Origin of the sequence: Bradyrhizobium sp. LA6.8, from assembly GCF_040547935.1 — a bacterium.
GTDB lineage: Bacteria > Pseudomonadota > Alphaproteobacteria > Rhizobiales > Xanthobacteraceae > Bradyrhizobium > Bradyrhizobium barranii.
This window is the reverse complement of sequence record NZ_JBEPQQ010000001.1, coordinates 1,187,623-1,203,582: the sequence shown is the minus strand read 5'-3', so window position 1 is coordinate 1,203,582 and position 15,960 is coordinate 1,187,623. Positions and strand designations below refer to the sequence as shown.

Annotated in this window: 15 protein-coding genes; 4 read left to right on the top strand and 11 right to left on the bottom strand. The window is 65.5% G+C overall.

All coding sequences use genetic code 11. The features are described from left to right. The first annotated feature begins 65 nt into the window (after positions 1-65). Positions 66-1,145, top strand: coding sequence for a D-TA family PLP-dependent enzyme (locus ABIA90_RS05260; protein WP_354117515.1), 1,080 nt, complete (start codon positions 66-68; stop codon positions 1,143-1,145). On the opposite strand, the gene ABIA90_RS05255 is transcribed toward ABIA90_RS05260, so the two are convergent. Then, on the bottom strand, positions 1,142-2,044 hold the full coding sequence (locus ABIA90_RS05255) for a LysR family transcriptional regulator (RefSeq protein WP_166095420.1): 903 nt from the start codon (positions 2,042-2,044) through the stop codon (positions 1,142-1,144). The genes ABIA90_RS05260 and ABIA90_RS05255 overlap by 4 nt on opposite strands. A 92-nt stretch (positions 2,045-2,136) precedes the next feature. Between ABIA90_RS05255 and ABIA90_RS05250 the strand changes: the two genes are divergently transcribed. Then, positions 2,137-3,354 (top strand): MFS transporter, encoded by a 1,218-nt coding sequence (locus ABIA90_RS05250; protein WP_354117514.1) that lies wholly within the window; start codon positions 2,137-2,139, stop codon positions 3,352-3,354. Here the strand turns inward: ABIA90_RS05250 and ABIA90_RS05245 are convergent, their stop codons facing one another. From ABIA90_RS05245 to ABIA90_RS05210, 8 genes are all read right to left on the bottom strand, one after another. Then, positions 3,355-4,575: a BaiN/RdsA family NAD(P)/FAD-dependent oxidoreductase gene (locus ABIA90_RS05245; RefSeq protein WP_354117637.1), complete on the bottom strand. Its 1,221-nt coding sequence runs from the start codon at positions 4,573-4,575 to the stop codon at positions 3,355-3,357. Beyond that, entirely contained in the window at positions 4,572-5,489 is a 918-nt protein-coding gene (locus ABIA90_RS05240) for an SDR family NAD(P)-dependent oxidoreductase (protein WP_354117513.1), read from the bottom strand. The genes ABIA90_RS05245 and ABIA90_RS05240 overlap by 4 nt, the downstream gene beginning before the upstream one ends. A gap of 238 nt (positions 5,490-5,727) precedes the next feature. Continuing rightward, positions 5,728-6,207 (bottom strand): MaoC family dehydratase, encoded by a 480-nt coding sequence (locus tag ABIA90_RS05235; protein WP_014495943.1) that lies wholly within the window; start codon positions 6,205-6,207, stop codon positions 5,728-5,730. Next, on the bottom strand, positions 6,208-7,923 hold the full coding sequence (locus ABIA90_RS05230) for an AMP-binding protein (RefSeq protein WP_354117512.1): 1,716 nt from the start codon (positions 7,921-7,923) through the stop codon (positions 6,208-6,210). It lies immediately after the preceding gene. Beyond that, a complete protein-coding gene (mmsB, locus tag ABIA90_RS05225; protein ID WP_354117636.1) occupies positions 7,923-8,819 on the bottom strand; it encodes a 3-hydroxyisobutyrate dehydrogenase in 897 nt (298 codons plus the stop codon). The genes ABIA90_RS05230 and mmsB overlap by 1 nt, the downstream gene beginning before the upstream one ends. 24 nt (positions 8,820-8,843) lie before the next feature. Next, the gene (locus ABIA90_RS05220) at positions 8,844-9,911 is read right to left on the bottom strand and encodes an enoyl-CoA hydratase/isomerase family protein (protein ID WP_354117511.1); all 1,068 of its coding nucleotides are present in this window, start codon (positions 9,909-9,911) and stop codon (positions 8,844-8,846) included. Beyond that, positions 9,908-11,053 carry an isobutyryl-CoA dehydrogenase gene (locus ABIA90_RS05215; protein WP_354117510.1) on the bottom strand — a complete coding sequence of 382 codons (1,146 nt, stop codon included), beginning with the start codon at positions 11,051-11,053 and terminating at the stop codon, positions 9,908-9,910. Before ABIA90_RS05215 ends, ABIA90_RS05220 begins: the two co-directional genes overlap by 4 nt. A gap of 23 nt (positions 11,054-11,076) precedes the next feature. After that, positions 11,077-12,573, bottom strand: coding sequence for a CoA-acylating methylmalonate-semialdehyde dehydrogenase (locus ABIA90_RS05210; protein ID WP_166352551.1), 1,497 nt, complete (start codon positions 12,571-12,573; stop codon positions 11,077-11,079). Positions 12,574-12,674: 101 nt separating this feature from the next. Here ABIA90_RS05210 and ABIA90_RS05205 point away from each other — a divergent pair, with 101 nt between their 5' ends. Beyond that, positions 12,675-13,583: a LysR family transcriptional regulator gene (locus ABIA90_RS05205; protein WP_028157678.1), complete on the top strand. Its 909-nt coding sequence runs from the start codon at positions 12,675-12,677 to the stop codon at positions 13,581-13,583. A 109-nt stretch (positions 13,584-13,692) separates the two neighbouring features. On the opposite strand, the gene ABIA90_RS05200 is transcribed toward ABIA90_RS05205, so the two are convergent. Next, the gene (locus ABIA90_RS05200) at positions 13,693-14,313 is read right to left on the bottom strand and encodes a TetR/AcrR family transcriptional regulator (protein WP_354117509.1); all 621 of its coding nucleotides are present in this window, start codon (positions 14,311-14,313) and stop codon (positions 13,693-13,695) included. Positions 14,314-14,382: 69 nt separating this feature from the next. After that, positions 14,383-14,913 carry a PaaI family thioesterase gene (locus tag ABIA90_RS05195; protein ID WP_354117508.1) on the bottom strand — a complete coding sequence of 177 codons (531 nt, stop codon included), beginning with the start codon at positions 14,911-14,913 and terminating at the stop codon, positions 14,383-14,385. Positions 14,914-15,066: 153 nt separating this feature from the next. Here ABIA90_RS05195 and ABIA90_RS05190 point away from each other — a divergent pair, with 153 nt between their 5' ends. Further along, the gene (locus ABIA90_RS05190; RefSeq protein ID WP_354117507.1) at positions 15,067-15,837 is read left to right on the top strand and encodes an enoyl-CoA hydratase; all 771 of its coding nucleotides are present in this window, start codon (positions 15,067-15,069) and stop codon (positions 15,835-15,837) included. Positions 15,838-15,960: the final 123 nt, after the last annotated feature.

Below are 15,960 nucleotides of genomic sequence, written 5' to 3'. Positions count from 1 at the left end.
GATTAGGTATTGATGGGTTTCGCTTCGCTCTACCCATCCTACGGGTCCAGAAATAGAGAGATGACATGACCACTCCCCTCGCCGCCAAGATCGCCCGTGAATATGGCACTCCCTGCGCCGTCATCGACATGGACCGGGTCGAGCGCAACATCGCGCGGATCCAGAAGGCCTGCGACGATGCGGGTGTCGCCAACCGGCCGCACATCAAGACGCACAAGAACCCGACGATCGCGAAGCTGCAGGTCGCAGCGGGCGCCAAGGGCATCACCTGCCAGAAGCTCGGCGAAGCCGAGATCATGGCCAATGCCGGCATCGACGACATCCTGATCAGCTACAATCTGCTCGGCGAAGAGAAGATGGCACGCCTAGGCGCGCTGCAGGCGAAGGCGAACATGACGGTCGCTGCCGATAACTCGACGGTCGTCGCCGGCCTGCCCAAGGCAGCCGCAGCCTCGGGTCGTCCGCTCTCGGTCGTGGTCGAATGCGATACGGGGCGCAAGCGCGCGGGCGTCGAGACCCCGGCTGAGGCGATTGCGCTGGCCCGCGAGATCGCCGGGTCCAAGGGGCTCGAATTCGCCGGTTTCATGTTGTACCCGACCGAGACCGGCTGGGCCGACGCGCAGAAATTCTACGACGAGGCGCTGGCCGGCGTGCGCGCGCACGGACTGGACGCCAAGATCGTCTCGACCGGCGGCACGCCGAACCTGAAGAACCTCGGCAAGCTCAAGGGCGGCACCGAGCATCGCTTCGGCACCTACATCTACAATGACCGCATGCAGGTCGCCGCCGGCTCCGCCACCTGGGACGATTGCGCGCTGCACATCTATTCGACCGTCGTCAGCCGCGCCGCACCCGAGCGCGGCATTCTGGACGCCGGCTCGAAGACGCTGACGACGGACACCGGCGGCCTCGACGGACACGGCCTGATCCTGGAGCACCCCGAGGCCAAAATTGCGCGCTTCGCGGAAGAACACGGCTTCCTCGACCTCTCGCGCAGCAACACAAGGCCGAACGTCGGCGACGTCGTCCGCATCGTGCCCAATCACGTCTGCGTCGTCGTCAACATGATGGACGAGGTCGTGATGGTGCGCGGCGATGAGATCATCGGCACGCTGCCGGTGGCCGCGCGCGGGAAGCTGCGCTAGGCGCGAATTAGAGCTTGCAGCTCCCGATCCAGTCCGTCGCGGAACAGGTTGATCGGGCGAGTCAGTCGCCCGGCCGGCGGGCGATGCACCAGCCATGCGCGCACGGCGGGATTGAACTCCCGCGCAGCGACCGGCTTGAGCTTGTCGCGAAATGCGCTGCGCTTCAGCCCGATCGGCGTGACCAAGCCGACGCCCAGACCGCGTGACACCAGCGACAGCCGAAGCTCGCTGTCCAGCGCCTCCACAGCGACGGTGAACGGTAAATGCTCTGCATCGAAGCGACGCTTGAGTGTGTCGCGAAATCCGCAACCGTCCTGGTTGATCACCCACGAGAGCTGCGACAGGCGCTCCAGGTCGACGGTGCGCGGAATCTTCATGTCGCGCGCGACGACGAACACCACCGGCTGCGACCCGAGATCGTCGGCGACGAGATCGGCAGGCGGCATTGCCCCGTCAGGTAGGCAGATCGCGGCGGCATCCAGCTCGTTGCGGCTGACCCGCTCGACTTGGTTGGGCGACCAGCCCGAGACAACGCGCACGCTCAGCGCCGGAAATTCGGCACGCACCGCGTCGAGCGGCGCGCTGAGTCCGGCCTCGGAGAGAAACGGCGTGAGGCCGAGCCTGAACTCGCCGCGCACAACGCCGTCATTGGCGACGCCTGACTTGAGGTCGTCCAGCATCCGAAGAAGGCGCCGGCCCTGCTCATAGGCCTCACGACCTGCGGCCGTGGGCTTCAACGGCTTCGACAGGCGGTCCAACAACTGCGCGCCCAGCATCTCCTCGAGATTCTGGATGCGCCGGGTTACGCCAGGCTGCGTGAGATTGAGGCGCGTCGAGGCGGCAACGATTGATCCGGTCTCGACCACAGCGACGAAGGCGACAAGGTCATGGGTATTCATAACGAACTCGCATATTCTTTATAGGCTTAATTGAATTGTAGCATATTAGTCACCCCGCTTAAAGGGGACCCGTACCCTGCCCGCGAGGTCCCATGACCATCTCCGAAACCACCAAGCACGCATCCCCGAAGCAACTTGCCGAGCGATCCCTGATCTGGCTCGGCGCCATCGCCACCGGCGGCGTCGTCACCAATTTGTTCGCGCCGCAGATCCTCGTTGGACTGATCGGCCGGTCGCTGGCCATGACCGCCTGGCAGGCTGGCCTCGTCAGCACACTAACGCTGCTCGGCTATGCGCTCGGCCTGTTGTTGCTGGTGCCGCTGGTCGATCTCATCGAGAACCGGCGCCTGATCCTGCGCACGCTCGGCTGCGCGATCTTCGCGGCGCTGGCAACGGCGCTAGCGCCGACGCCGTCACTGCTATTGCTCGCCACGTTCGTTCTCGGCGCCTCCTGCGCCGCGATCCAGATGATGGTTCCGCTCGTGGCTTCGATGGTGGCGCCCGAGCGTCGCGGCCAGGCCATCGGTGAAGTCATGAGCGGATTGATGATCGGCATCCTGCTGTCACGGCCAGCAGCGAGCCTGATCGCAGATCTCTGGAGCTGGCGTGCCTATTATCTCGCCTCAGCCATCCTGATGACGTTCCTCGCAGGTGCGCTCGGCCGTTATCTGCCGACGCTGCGACCGGCAGCCCGCGTCGGCTACGGCGAATTGCTCCGCTCGTTCCCAAAGCTGCTGCGGGAAGAACCTGTGCTGCGCGTGCGGGCCTGGACCGCATCGCTGGTCATGGCCTCCTTCACCGCCTTCTGGTCGGCGGTCGCGCTGCGCCTGCCGGAGGCGCCATTCGGCCTCGACTCCAAGGGCATCGCGGCCTTCGCGCTGATCGGCGTCGCAGGCGCCGCGGCGACACCGCTCGCTGGCCGCTGGGGCGATAAGGGCTGGGCGCGCCCGCTGTTTCTTGTGGCGCATCTGCTCATCATCGGCTCGCTCGCGCTCTGCGCCCTGGCCGGTGCGATGGAGTCCCGCATGGCGGCTCTGCTGGTATTGAGCCTCGGCACGATCCTGCTCGACGTCGGCATCACCGCCGACCAGACGCTCGGCCGCCGCGCCATCAATCTGCTGCACCCCGAGGCGCGCGGCCGCATCAACGGCCTGTTCGTTGCGCTGTTCTTCATCGGCGGCGGCGTCGGCTCCGCAGCGGCCTCGCTGGCCTGGACTTTTGGCGGCTGGACCGCTGTCTGCGTGGTCGCGGCGAGCTTTGGTGTGCTAGGTCTTCTCACCGATCTTCTGACCAGGACCGGCACGTCGTGATCAGGACGACGCGAGCCATCGCAACACGCCCCTTCCGGCCGCCGCCCCCGTCGCAAACGACGCCTGCAACAGATAGCCGCCGGTCGGCGCCTCCCAGTCCAGCATCTCGCCAGCGGCGAACACGCCGGGCAGCTTGCGCAGCATGAAGTGGTCGTCGAGCTCGTCGAAGGTCACCCCGCCCGCCGTCGAGATGGCGCGCTCGATCGGTGCGACGCCGGTGAGCTGAACGGGAATGGCGTTGATCAGCTTCGCAAGCTCCGCCGGCGAGAACGTCGCCAGCGGCCGGCCGGATGCGATGGCGGTCTCCTGCATCAGGCCGATGCCGACCGGCGACAGCTGCGCCGCCTTGCGCAGGAAGTTCGCCAGCGATTGCTTGCCGCGCGTGCCCGACAGGCGCGTGGTCAGCGAGGCAGCGTCGAGGTCGGGCCGCAATGCGATCGTCAGCGTCGCCTGCCCGAGACCCAGCACCGCCTCGCGCAGCTCGGCCGACAACGCGTAGATGGCGCCACCTTCGATGCCGCTGCGCGTGATCATGGCTTCGCCGCGGACCGTATGCGCCCCGATCGTCAGCGCCACGCCCTTGAGCGGCTGGCCCTCAAAGCGGTCGCGGAACACGTCGGACCATGCGACGGTGAAGCCGGAATTAGCCGGCCGCAGCTTCGAGATCGCAACGCCTTTGGACGCAAGGATATCGGCCCAGCCGCCGTCGGAGCCCAGCCGCGGCCAGCTTGCGCCGCCGAGCGCGAGGACTGTGGCCTTGGCCGCGATGGCCTGCCCGCCGTCGGCTGTTTGAAACCGAAGCCGTCCTTGGTCGTCCCAGCCGGTCCAGCGATGACGAAACGCGAAACGCACACCGGCGGCGTCGAGGCGTCGCAGCCAGGCGCGCAGCAAGGGCGAGGCCTTGAACGCCTTTGGAAACACGCGCCCGCTGCTGCCGACGAAAGTCGGCTCGCCCAGCGCCGCGCTCCAGGCGCGGAGCCCATCGGGCGAAAACGCCGCGATCGCCGCTTGCAGCATCGGCGCTGCCTCGCGGTAGCGTGCCATGAACTCCGGCAGCGGCTCGCTGTGGGTGAGATTGAGCCCCCCGCGGCCAGCCATCAGGAATTTGCGACCCGCGGACGGCATGGCATCGTAGACACTGACGCGGGCGCCGCCCTGCGCCAGCACCTCCGCCGCCATCAGCCCGGCGGGACCGGCACCGATGACGGCGACGTCAGTCAGAGCTTGATCCCCGCCCGTGCCGCGGCCTGCGCCACGTATTTCTGCGTCTGCTCGAACGCGCCCTGCAGCGCCTTCGCCTTCGACATGTCGCTGATCTCGGCGAAATGCGCGGCGACCGCATCCGGCGTCCATTCGGATTCCGGCAGGTTGATGCCTTCGCTCTCCACAATCTTGATCACGGCGAAGGAGCCAGCACCGGCGCCCATGATGGTGCGGGTCGGTGCGTCCTCGCTCAGCATGTACTCGACAGCGGGCGTGATCGCGTTCGGCTTCATCAGTTGCAGCGCCTGTGGCGGCAGCAGCTCTTCCGTCATGCGGGTCGCCGCGGTCGGCGAGATGATGTTGACGCGGATATTGTTCTTGCGGCCTTCCTCGGCCAGCACGTTCATCAGGCCGACCATGCCGGACTTGGCCGCGCCGTAATTGGCCTGGCCGAAATTGCCGTAGAGGCCGGAGGACGAGGTCGTCAGCACGATGCGGCCGTAATTGCGGTCGCGCATGCCGGCCCAGGCCGCCTTGCAGCAATAGAAGGTGCCGACGAGATGCACGTCGAGCACCTTCTGGAAATCGGCGGCCTCCATCTTGCCGAACGACTTATCGCGCAGGATGCCTGCATTGGCGCACATCAGATCAACGCTGCCCCACTCCTTGGTGGCGCGCTCGACCATCGCGGTGACCTGCTCGAAATTGGAGACGTCGGCGCCGTCGGCCATCGCGGTGCCGCCGGCTTTGCGGATCTCCTCGACGACGGCTTCGGCCGGCGACAGCGAGCCGCCGCTGCCGTCACGCGCGCCGCCGAAATCGTTGACGACGACTTTTGCGCCGCGGCTGGCCAGCCCCAGCGCATGGGCGCGTCCGAGGCCATTACCCGCGCCGGTGACGATGGCGACACGTCCGTCGAACCTGATTGCCATTGTGAGTCCTTGTGCTTTCTTCCCTTCTCCCCTTGTGGGAGAAGGTGGCGCGAAGCGCCGGATGAGGGGTCTCTCTCGGCAGATGAGCGTGTGGAGAGATACCCCTCACCCGGCTTCATCTCGCTCCGCTCGATTTCGCCACCCTCTCCCACAAGGGGAGAGGGTGCACCGAGCGCGATTTGGAGAGCTTTTGAGCAGCGATGGGGTGTCGGGTCAAGCCCGGCAACGACACGTGGTATCAGGCGAAATAGATCAAGCCCAGCCAGTCGGCGACCAGCGCCGGCTTGTCCTCACCCTCGATCTCCACCGTGACGTTGGTGCGGGACTGCAACTCGTTGGGCTTACGCAGCTTGGCTTCCGCCAGCACGAAACGGCCGCGGACGCGCTTGCCCGAGCGCACCGGCGAGATGAAGCGCAGCTTGTCGAAGCCGTAATTGACGCCCATCGTAGTGCCGGCGATGACCGGCATCACCTCATAGGACATGATCGACAGCAGCGACATCGTCAGGAAGCCATGGGCGATGGTGGTGCCGAAGGCGGTCTCCTTCTTCGCGCGCTCCGGATCGACATGGATGAACTGGTGATCCTCGATCACGTCGGCATAGGTGTCGATGCGGGGCTGATCGACCAGATGCCACGACGACACGCCGATCTCCTTGCCGACCATGGCCTGATAGGCTTCAAGGGAAATCGGCGGTTTCTTCCAGACTTCGTTCACTTAGGTCTCACTCCGTGTTTTCGGCAGCTCCGGAAAATCCTCTTCCCGGAATTCGCGACCGCGCAGGGGATCGTTGCGGTCGTCGTCGCGCTCCAGCCGTCTGAGCTGCACGCGGCGGATCTTGCCCGAGATCGTCTTCGGCAGCTCGGTGACGATTTCAAGGCGGCGGATGCGCTTGAACGGTGCAAGGCGCGTGTGCAGATGCCTGAAGATGGAGAGCGCGGTCTCGGGCGAGCGCTCCGCACCTGATGTCAGCAATACAAAGGCCTTGGGGATCGCGAGCCGGATCGGGTCCGGGCTCGGCACCACCGCAGCTTCTGCGACGAGCTCATGCTCGAGCAGCACGCTCTCCAGCTCGAACGGGCTGATGCGATAGTCGGAGGATTTGAACACGTCGTCGGAACGGCCAACGAAGGTGAGATAGCCATCCTCGTCTGCGAACACGACGTCGCCACTGCGGTAGAGCGCGCCTTCCGCACCCGACAGCTTGCCGTCGTCGCCCTGATAACCCTGCATCAGGCCGGCGGGGCGCTCAGTGCCGAGCACCAGCGCCACCTCGCCCTCCTTCGCCGGATGGCCGTCGGCGTCGCTGACCTGCACGCGATAGCCCGGCAGCGGCCGGCCCATCGAGCCGACCTTGATCTTTTGGCCCGGCGAGTTGCCGGCCAGCGCGGTGGTCTCGGTCTGGCCGTAGCCGTCGCGGATGGTGAGGCCCCAGGCGGCCTGCACCTGGTCGATCACTTCCGGATTGAGCGGCTCGCCGGCGCCGCAGACCTCGCGCAAGCTCACCTTGAACGAAGCAAGGTTCTCCTGGATGAACAGCCGCCACACCGTCGGCGGCGCGCACAGCGTGGTGACGCCGCAGCGGCCGATGGTGGCGAGCAGCCCCTTGGCATCGAAGCGCGGCTGGTTGACCACGAACACGGTCGCGCCCGCGTTCCACGGCGCGAAGAAACAGCTCCAGGCGTGCTTGGCCCAGCCGGGCGACGAGATGTTGAGATGGACGTCGCCCGGCTTCAGCCCGATCCAGTACATCGTGGAGAGATGGCCGACGGGATAGCTGCGCTGGCTGTGCAGCACGAGCTTTGGTTTTGCCGTGGTGCCCGAGGTGAAATAGAGCAGCATCGGGTCTTCGGCGTTGGTCGGACCGTCAGCCGTAAAGCTCTCCGAAGCCTTCGCTGCCTCGTCATAGGCAAGCCAGCCATCGGAGGCCGCACCGACGACGATGCGGACGATATTCTCAGCACCGAGACTTGCGAATTTCGCGACCTGGTCTTGCGCCGCGACCACCGCCTTCGCCTTGCCGCGATCGAGTCGGTCGCGCAACTCGTCCGCGGTGAGCAGCGTGGTCGCGGGAATCACGACGACACCGAGCTTCATCGCCGCCAGCATGGTCTCCCACAGCGGAACCACGTTGCCGAGCAGCAGCAGGAGATGGTCGCCGCGCTTCAGGCCCTTTGCGCGCAGGAAGTTGGCGACCTGGTTGGAGCGCTGCGAGAGCGCCGCGAAAGACAGCTTGGTTTGCTTGTCCTGTGCGGCATCGACGATCCAGAGCGCGGGCCGGTCCTTGGCGTCCGCATCCTTCGCGAGCTCGTCGAACCAGTCGAGCGCCCAATTGAAGGGAACCGGATCGGGCCAGCGGAAGTCTTTGACCGCTGTCTCGTAATCCGTGCGGTGTTTTAGCAGAAACGCGCGCGCGTCCTGAAATGTCGTCATTAGGCTTTCCCGGCTAGCCCCCTAACGTGCTTGATAATTCCGGAAAAATCCACCCCGCCCTGCCCGGCGGCATCGAAGGACTGATAGATCTCCTGCGCATGCTTGCCGAGCGGCGTGGCCGCGCCCGCGGCCTTGGCGGCGTCCTGCGCCAGCGTCAGATCCTTCACCATCAGCGCCGAGGCAAAGCCCGGCTTGTAATCGTTGTTGGCGGGCGAGGTCGGCACCGGGCCCGGCACCGGGCAATAGGTCGTCAGCGACCAGCACTGGCCCGACGAGGTCGAAGCGACGTCGAACAGCGCCTGATGCGAGAGCCCGAGCTTCTCACCGAGCGCAAAGGCCTCGCTCACCGCGATCATGGAAATGCCGAGGATCATGTTGTTGCAGATCTTTGCCGCCTGCCCGGCGCCGGCGCCGCCGCAATGCACGATCTTCTTGCCCATCTTCTCCAGCACCGGCTTTGCCGCCGCAAACGCACTCTCCTCGCCGCCGCACATGAAGGTGAGCGTCGCGCCCTTGGCACCACCCGTGCCGCCGGACACCGGCGCGTCGACCGAGAGCACGCCATGCTTGGCCGCCAGCGCATGCGCCTGACGCGCGCTCTCGACGTCGATGGTGGAGCTGTCGATGATCAGCGCGCCCTTGGCCATGGCGGGAACAACCTCGCTCCAGACGCCGAGCACGTGCTTGCCGGCCGGCAGCATCGTGACGACGACATCGGCTCCCTTCACCGCACCCGCAGCGCTGTCGGCAATGCCGGCGCCATCGGCCTTGGCCTGCGCGCGCGAGGCTTCGACGAGATCGAACGCCACCACTTTGTGGCCGGCCTTGACGAGGTTAGCCGCCATCGGGCCGCCCATGTTGCCGAGACCGATGAATGCGATCGTGGCCATATCGATATCCTCCGCTAGACGTTTCGTTGATTAGTTGAACTTCAGTTCGTCGGCGCCGATCTCGGCGAAATACGGCGCAATCATCGCCGGCGTCACGTCCTCAATGCGCGGCGGCGACCAGGTCGGATTGCGGTCCTTGTCGATCACGGCCGCGCGCACGCCTTCGCGGAAATCGTCGCTGCGAAAGACCTCCAGCGCAGCGCGAAATTCGCGCACCAGGCACTCTTCCAGGCTCGATGCGGTGCGCGCGAGCCGCAGCAGCTTCAACGTCACCACCATGCCGCGCGGCGATTTCTCGTTGAGCGTCTTCAGCGTCGACTGCGCGAACTCCGACCCGTCGCGCTTGAGCGCAGCGACGATGTCCTCCATGCGGTCGAAGCCGAACAACGCGTCGATAACAGGCTCTTTCGCGGCGACCGGCCCCGCGGTCTCCCCGGTCGCAAAACCGTTGATGAGCTTGCTCACGTCGGCTGCGGTCGCCCCGGAACGAGACCTTGTCAGAGCCTCGCGCAGTTCCGGCAATTTCACCGCCGGCACGACAGCATCGGCGAACCTCGCGTGGATCGCATCGGGCCCGTTCATGGTCTGGCCGGTCAGGCCGAAATACGTGCCGATCTCGCCCGGCGAGCGCGACAACAGAAAGGTGCCGCCGACATCGGGGAAGAAGCCGAGCCCGACCTCGGGCATCGCGAGCCTGGTGCGGTCGGTGACGACGCGGTGGTTGGCATGGGCGGAGAGCCCGACGCCGCCGCCCATCACGATGCCGTCCATGAACGCGACATACGGTTTCGGAAACTTCTTGATCCGGGCGTTGAGGATGTACTCCTCGCGCCACAGGATCTTGCCGAGGTCACCGTTGACCTTCGAGCTTTCCCAGAGCGTGCGGATGTCGCCGCCGGCGCACAGGCCGCGCTCGCCGGCCCCCTCCAGCAGGATCACGGCGACGGCGGAATCGGCCTCGAAGCGGTCGAGCGCCTTTTCGATGTCGCGAAACATCTCCAGCGTCACGGCGTTGATGGCCTTGGGGCGGTTGAGCCGGATCACGCCGGCTGCGCCCTCGACACGGGCGACCAGATCGCCCTCCTCCACTGAACTCATCGCGCGCCCTCGATCAATTTGCGCGCCACGATGAGCCGCATGATTTCATTGGTGCCTTCGAGGATCTGGTGCACGCGGAGATCGCGTACGATCTTCTCGATGCCGTATTCGCTGAGATAGCCGTAGCCGCCATGGAGCTGGAGCGCATGGTTGGCGACCTCGAAGCCGACATCGGTGCCGAAGCGCTTTGCCATGGCGCAGAGCATGGTGGCATCGGGGTCCTTGCGGTCGAGCGCGGCGGCGGCGCGCCACAGGAAGGTGCGCGCGGCCTCGAGCTCGATCGCCATGTCGGCGAGCCGGAATTGCAATGCCTGGAATTCGTCGAGGCGCTTTCCAAAAGCCTTGCGCTCCTTCATGTAGGTGCGCGCCTTGTCGAGCGCGGTCTGCGCGCCGCCGAGCGAGCATGCGGTGATGTTGAGGCGGCCACCGTCAAGGCCGGCCATCGCGATCTTGAAGCCGATGCCCTCCTCGCCCAGCCGGTTCGCGACCGGCACGCGCGCGTTCTCGAACATCACGGCGCGGGTCGGCTGCGCATTCCAGCCCATCTTGCGCTCGTTGGCGCCGTAGGAGACGCCGGGCGTGTTGCCGTCGACCACGAGGGTCGAGATACCGCCGGGGCCGTCACCGCCAGTTCGGACCATGGCGACAAGGAGATCCGTGCCGCCGGCGCCGGAGATGAACTGCTTCTGGCCGTTGAGGACGTAATGATCGCCGTCGCGCACGGCACGGGTGCGCAGCGCTGCCGCATCGGAGCCGGCGCCCGGCTCGGTCAGGCAGTAGCTCGCGATCAGCTCCATCGAGCAGAGTTTCGGCAACCATTTATGGCGCTGGGTGTCGCTGCCGAAGGCATCGATCATCCAGGACGCCATGTTGTGGATGGAGATGAAGGCCGAGGTGGTCGGACAGCCCGTTGCCAGCGCCTCGAAGATCAGCGCCGCGTCGAACCGCGTCATCGCGGAACCACCGACATCCTCGCGGATGTAGATGCCGCCCATGCCGAGGGTCGCCGCCTCGCGCATCACGTCGACGGGGAAATGCTTCTCCTCGTCCCAGCGCAACGCGTGCGGCGCGATCTTCTCGGCCGCAAACGCCAACGCCATGTCGCGAACCGCGACCTGATCCTCGTTCAGAGCGAACTGCATCCCCGGCCTCGCTCTTGAGAGGGTTACTTCATCAGCGGGATCGAGAACTCCGCACCTTCCTTGACGCCGGACGGCCAGCGCGAGGTCACCGTCTTGGTCTTGGTGTAGAAGCGGACCGAGTCCGGGCCGTGCTGGTTGAGATCGCCGAAGCCCGACTTCTTCCAGCCGCCGAAGGTGTAGTAGGCGATCGGCACCGGGATCGGCACGTTGACGCCGACCATGCCGACATTGACCTTGGCCGCGAAGTCGCGCGCGGCATCGCCGTCGCGGGTGAAGATGGCGACACCGTTGCCGTAGTCATGGTCCGACGGCAGCGCCAGCGCTTCCTTGTAGTCGTGCGCGCGCACGACCGAGAGCACGGGCCCAAAGATTTCTTCCTTGTAGATCCGCATGTCCTTGGTGACGTTGTCGAACAGCGAACCGCCGAGATAGAAACCCTTCTCGTAGCCCTGCATCTTGAAGCCGCGGCCGTCGACGGCGAGCGTCGCGCCTTCCTTGATGCCGATGTCGATGTAGCTCTTGACCTTCTCGACCGCCTCGCGCGTGACCAGCGGACCGTAGTCGGCGGACGGATCGATCGAGGTGCCGATCTTGAGCGACTCGACGCGCGGGATCAGCTTTTCCATCAGCCGGTCGGCGGTGGACTTGCCGACGGGAACGGCGACGGAGACGGCCATGCAGCGCTCGCCGGCCGAGCCGTAGCCGGCGCCGATCAGTGCATCGACCGCCTGGTCCATGTCCGCGTCGGGCATGATGATGGCGTGGTTCTTGGCGCCGCCAAAACACTGGCAGCGCTTGCCGGTCTGGGCTGCGCGCTCGTAGATGTATTGCGCGATCGGCGTGGAGCCGACGAAGCCGATGGCCTTGACGTCGGGATCGTCCAGGATGGCGTCGACCGCTTCCTTGTCGCCGTTGACGACGTTGAGGATGCCGGCCGGCAGGCCCGCCTCGATCATCAGCTCGGCGAGCATCATCGGCACGCCGGGGTCGCGCTCGGACGGCTTCAGGATGAAGGCATTGCCGCAGGCGATGGCGGGGGCGAACTTCCACATCGGGATCATCGCCGGGAAATTGAACGGCGTGATGCCGGCGACGACGCCGAGCGGCTGGCGCATGGAATAGATATCGATGCCGGGGCCGGCGCCTTCGGTGTATTCGCCCTTCATCAGATGCGGGATGCCGCAGGCGAACTCCGCGACTTCGAGGCCGCGCTGAATGTCGCCCTTGGCATCCGGCACGGTCTTGCCATGCTCACGCGCGAGCAGCTCGGCGAGCTTGTCGTAGTCGCGCTGCACCAGTTCCACGAATTTCATCATGACGCGGGCCCGGCGCTGCGGGTTGGTCGCAGCCCATTCCGGCTGGGCGGCACGGGCGTTCTCCACGGCAGCGCGGACCTCGGCCTTGGACGCCAGCGCCACCTTGGCCTGGACGTCACCGGTCATCGGCTCGAATACGTCCGCCGTCCGGCCTGAGGTGCCCTTGACCTCCTTGCCACCGATGAAATGTCCGATTGAACGCATGGAATGATCTCCTGAGGTCGAGCGTGAACGCTTTGACAAATCCTATCGACCTGCATTTTATAGGATTCAAGTCTGAGATAATGCACCATAGATGTGCGAAAATGCTGGATCAAGGTAGCATCGACTGGGACGACTTCCGCTTCGTGCTGGCCATCGTGCGGGGCGGCTCGGTTTCGGCTGCGGCTAAACAGCTCGGAGTGGACCACGCCACCGTGATCCGCCGTGTCGACCGGCTGGAGAGACACCTCTCGGCAAAGCTGTTTGACCGGCGCAAGACCGGCTATCTCCTCACCGAGGCCGGCCAGCGCGTCGCCGACAGCGCGGAAGCCATGGAATCGACCATCGTCGCCAACCAGGAGCAGGTCGGCGGCTCGGTGGCACGGCTGACCGGAACGGTGCGGATCGGCGCGCCCGACGGGTTCGGTACCGCCTTCCTGGCGCCGCGGCTGGCGCCGTTCGCCGACCGCTACCCCGACCTCGATCTGCAACTTGTGGCCACCGCGCGGCTGTTCAGTCTCTCCAAGCGCGAGGCCGATATCGCGATCAGCCTGACCATGCCGAAGGAAGGCCGCATCGTCGGCCGCAAGCTCCTGGACTACCGCCTCGGGCTTTATGCGGCGCCGGCCTATCTCGACCGCTTCCCGAAGATCACCTCGCGGCAGGACCTGCCGCAGCATCGCTTCGTCGGCTATATCGAGGAGCTCCTGTTCACGCCCGAGCTCGATTACCTCCCGCAGGTATCGCCGCGGATTTCGGCGCGCTTCCGCAGCGCCAATCTGATCGCGCAGCTCAACTCCACGCTCGCGGGCTTCGGCATCGCCGTGCTGCCACACTTCATGGCGAGTGATTATCCGCAGCTTGTCGCGGTGCTGCCGGAGGAGATATCGATCACGCGGACGTTCTGGATGCTGATGCATGCGGACAGCAAGGATCTCGCGCGGATACGCGCGGTGGCCGATTACATCGGCGAGATCGTGGAGCGCGAGCGGGCGTTGTTTGCGGGAAGGTAACGACGGTCTCCAAGGGTGGGCAAAGCGAAAGCGTGCCCACCATATCTGTTGCAGGCGTGGACAGATGGTGGGCACGGCGCAAGAGCGCCTTTGCCCACCCTACCGCATCTCAGCTCTGCTTCGCCTTCTTCGCCGCAGCCATCTTCGGCTCGCGCTTCGCGCCATCGAGCGCGCTGTCCTTGCCCGCCTTCAGCACCTCGTCCGACAGTTCGCTCGATCCTGCGATGCGCGCCAGCAGCATGGTGCCGGCCATCGTGGCCAGCGTCGCGATTGCCTGTTTGCGCGCGGCCTTGCGCGGCAGGTTGGGGATGAAATCGGTCATCATCTCGACCATCTCGTCGAGCTTTCCGGCAAAGGCCTTGCGCGTCTTCGGACTCTCGCGGGCGATCTCGGCGCCGAGCGCTGGAATCGAACAGCCGTGGCCGGGATTGTCCCGATGCAGCGCCGAGAGATAGGTCTCCACGATCTGGGTCAGCTGCTTTTCGGGCGCGACCTGATCGGACTGCTTGCGCCAGTGCTCCATCGAGCGGTCCATGGCGTAGGCAAAGGCCTCGATCACCAGCGCCTCGCGCGAGTCGAAATGCGCGTAGAAGCCGCCATGGGTCAGGCCCGCCTCCTTCATGAGGTCGGCGACGCCGATGCCGTGGGCGCCTTTTTCCCGCAGCCGCACGGAGGCCTTCTTCACGATTCGGTCGTGGGTTTCCTGCTTGTGTTCCCGGGAATAGCGCATGCGGGTCTCATTGAATGTCGGAGATCATCTCATAACACAGAAATGGACCAGGCGATGCATTAATTCATGTTAAGTTGTCGCGCCGATCATGGAAAAGGTTGCAGTTGCATGGACTGCGAGCGCACCCTTGCCGTCGCGCACGAAACCTTCCGTGTAGCTGGTCTGGCGTCCCAGCTTGATGATCTTGCCTTCGGCCGAGATCAGCCCGGAACGGACCGACAGCGGGCGCAGGAACGTCATTTTCAGGTCGAGCGTCACGGACGATTGCCCGGGCTCCAGCCGCGTCGAGATGGCGCAGCCCATGGCGGTATCAATCAGCGCCGCGGCGGTCGCGCCGTGCAGGAGGCCAATGGTATTTTCGAGATCCTCGCGCGGCTCCAGTTCCATCACGATCCGGCCCGGCTCGACCACCGCCATGGTGAAACCGATCAATTTTGCGAAGGGCGGCGGCGGCAACCGACCGTCGCGGATTCCCAGCATCGCGTCCATGCCTGAAAGCCCCATCGCTACTTTTGCGACCGGCGCGGGCACCTGCCAGTCCACCACGCGCTCACGCCGCTGCGCGGGCGAAAACAGGTCGAGTTGATCGTTACAGGTCATGGCGGCCTCTTTGTATTATGTATGTCATACTATGTCACGAACTTCGCCGTGGCAACTCCGTCCCCCACCCGCTTGACAAGCAGGGCGTTTCGGCACCGAAGTGATCCCGACCCGCGCGCCTCGCGCATGTCCACGAAACTCCGAGATGCTCCGATGGAAATGCTCAACAATCACTGCGGCGTGACGCGCGATGCGCGCGGCGTCGTCCATGTCGCGATCTGCAACGCCGGCCCGCTGAACATTCTGGGCTCGCCCGTCACCGATGCCGTGCGCGAAGGCCTGCAGACCCTCGCGACTGACCGCAGCATCCGCGTCGTGGTGCTGCGCGGCCAGAGCGAGAAGAGCATGATCGGCGGCGCCGACATCAAGGAGATGGCCAAGCTCGACCAGAAGTCAGCCGAAGCCTTCATCAGCCGCCTGCGCGATCTCTGCGAGGCCGTGCGCCAATTCCCTGCCCCCGTGATTGCACGCATGCCCGGCTGGTGCCTCGGCGGTGGTCTCGAGGTGGCGGCCGCTTGCGACTTCCGGATCGCGGCGCATGATGCGCATTTCGGCATGCCCGAGGTCCGCGTCGGCATCCCCTCGGTGATCCACGCCGCCCTGCTTCCGCGCCTCATCGGCTGGGCCCGCGCCCGCTGGCTGGTGATGACGGCGGAGAACATCGACGCGCCGACGGCGCTGGCCTGGGGGCTGATCGACAAGGTCGCGCCGGAGGGCGGATTGGATGCCGAGGTCGAACACGTCGTGAAGGCGCTGCTCGAATGCGGCCCGGAGGCGCTGCGGTCGCAAAAGGCGCTGCTGCGGCAATGGGAGGAATTACCGCTGACGGAGTCGGTAAATCTCAGCGTCAAGGTGTTCGGCGAGTCGTTCCTGACAGACGAGCCGACGCGGCTGATGCAGGCTTTCGTGAACAGGAAGCGGTAGACTGCGACCGCAGTACTGAAGAGGCTCTCTCCAAGCCAGAGGTGTCATGCCCCGGCTTGACCGGGGCATCCAGTACGCCGCGGCTGATCGGTTCGATCACCACCGCCTCTGGAATACTGGATC

What these genes read in the sequence shown, in the direction of transcription:
- ABIA90_RS05215 (WP_354117510.1), bottom strand. Translation starts at nt 11,053, where the DNA reads ATGCAGTTCGCTCTGAACGAGGATCAGGTCGCGGTTCGCGACATGGCG.
- ABIA90_RS05255 (WP_166095420.1), bottom strand. Translation starts at nt 2,044, where the DNA reads ATGAATACCCATGACCTTGTCGCCTTCGTCGCTGTGGTCGAGACCGGA.
- ABIA90_RS05230 (WP_354117512.1), bottom strand. Translation starts at nt 7,923, where the DNA reads ATGACGACATTTCAGGACGCGCGCGCGTTTCTGCTAAAACACCGCACG.
- ABIA90_RS05190 (WP_354117507.1), top strand. Translation starts at nt 15,067, where the DNA reads ATGGAAATGCTCAACAATCACTGCGGCGTGACGCGCGATGCGCGCGGC.
- ABIA90_RS05205 (WP_028157678.1), top strand. Translation starts at nt 12,675, where the DNA reads ATGCTGGATCAAGGTAGCATCGACTGGGACGACTTCCGCTTCGTGCTG.
- ABIA90_RS05195 (WP_354117508.1), bottom strand. Translation starts at nt 14,913, where the DNA reads ATGACCTGTAACGATCAACTCGACCTGTTTTCGCCCGCGCAGCGGCGT.
- ABIA90_RS05250 (WP_354117514.1), top strand. Translation starts at nt 2,137, where the DNA reads ATGACCATCTCCGAAACCACCAAGCACGCATCCCCGAAGCAACTTGCC.
- ABIA90_RS05210 (WP_166352551.1), bottom strand. Translation starts at nt 12,573, where the DNA reads ATGCGTTCAATCGGACATTTCATCGGTGGCAAGGAGGTCAAGGGCACC.
- ABIA90_RS05200 (WP_354117509.1), bottom strand. Translation starts at nt 14,313, where the DNA reads ATGCGCTATTCCCGGGAACACAAGCAGGAAACCCACGACCGAATCGTG.
- ABIA90_RS05220 (WP_354117511.1), bottom strand. Translation starts at nt 9,911, where the DNA reads ATGAGTTCAGTGGAGGAGGGCGATCTGGTCGCCCGTGTCGAGGGCGCA.
- ABIA90_RS05260 (WP_354117515.1), top strand. Translation starts at nt 66, where the DNA reads ATGACCACTCCCCTCGCCGCCAAGATCGCCCGTGAATATGGCACTCCC.
- ABIA90_RS05240 (WP_354117513.1), bottom strand. Translation starts at nt 5,489, where the DNA reads ATGGCAATCAGGTTCGACGGACGTGTCGCCATCGTCACCGGCGCGGGT.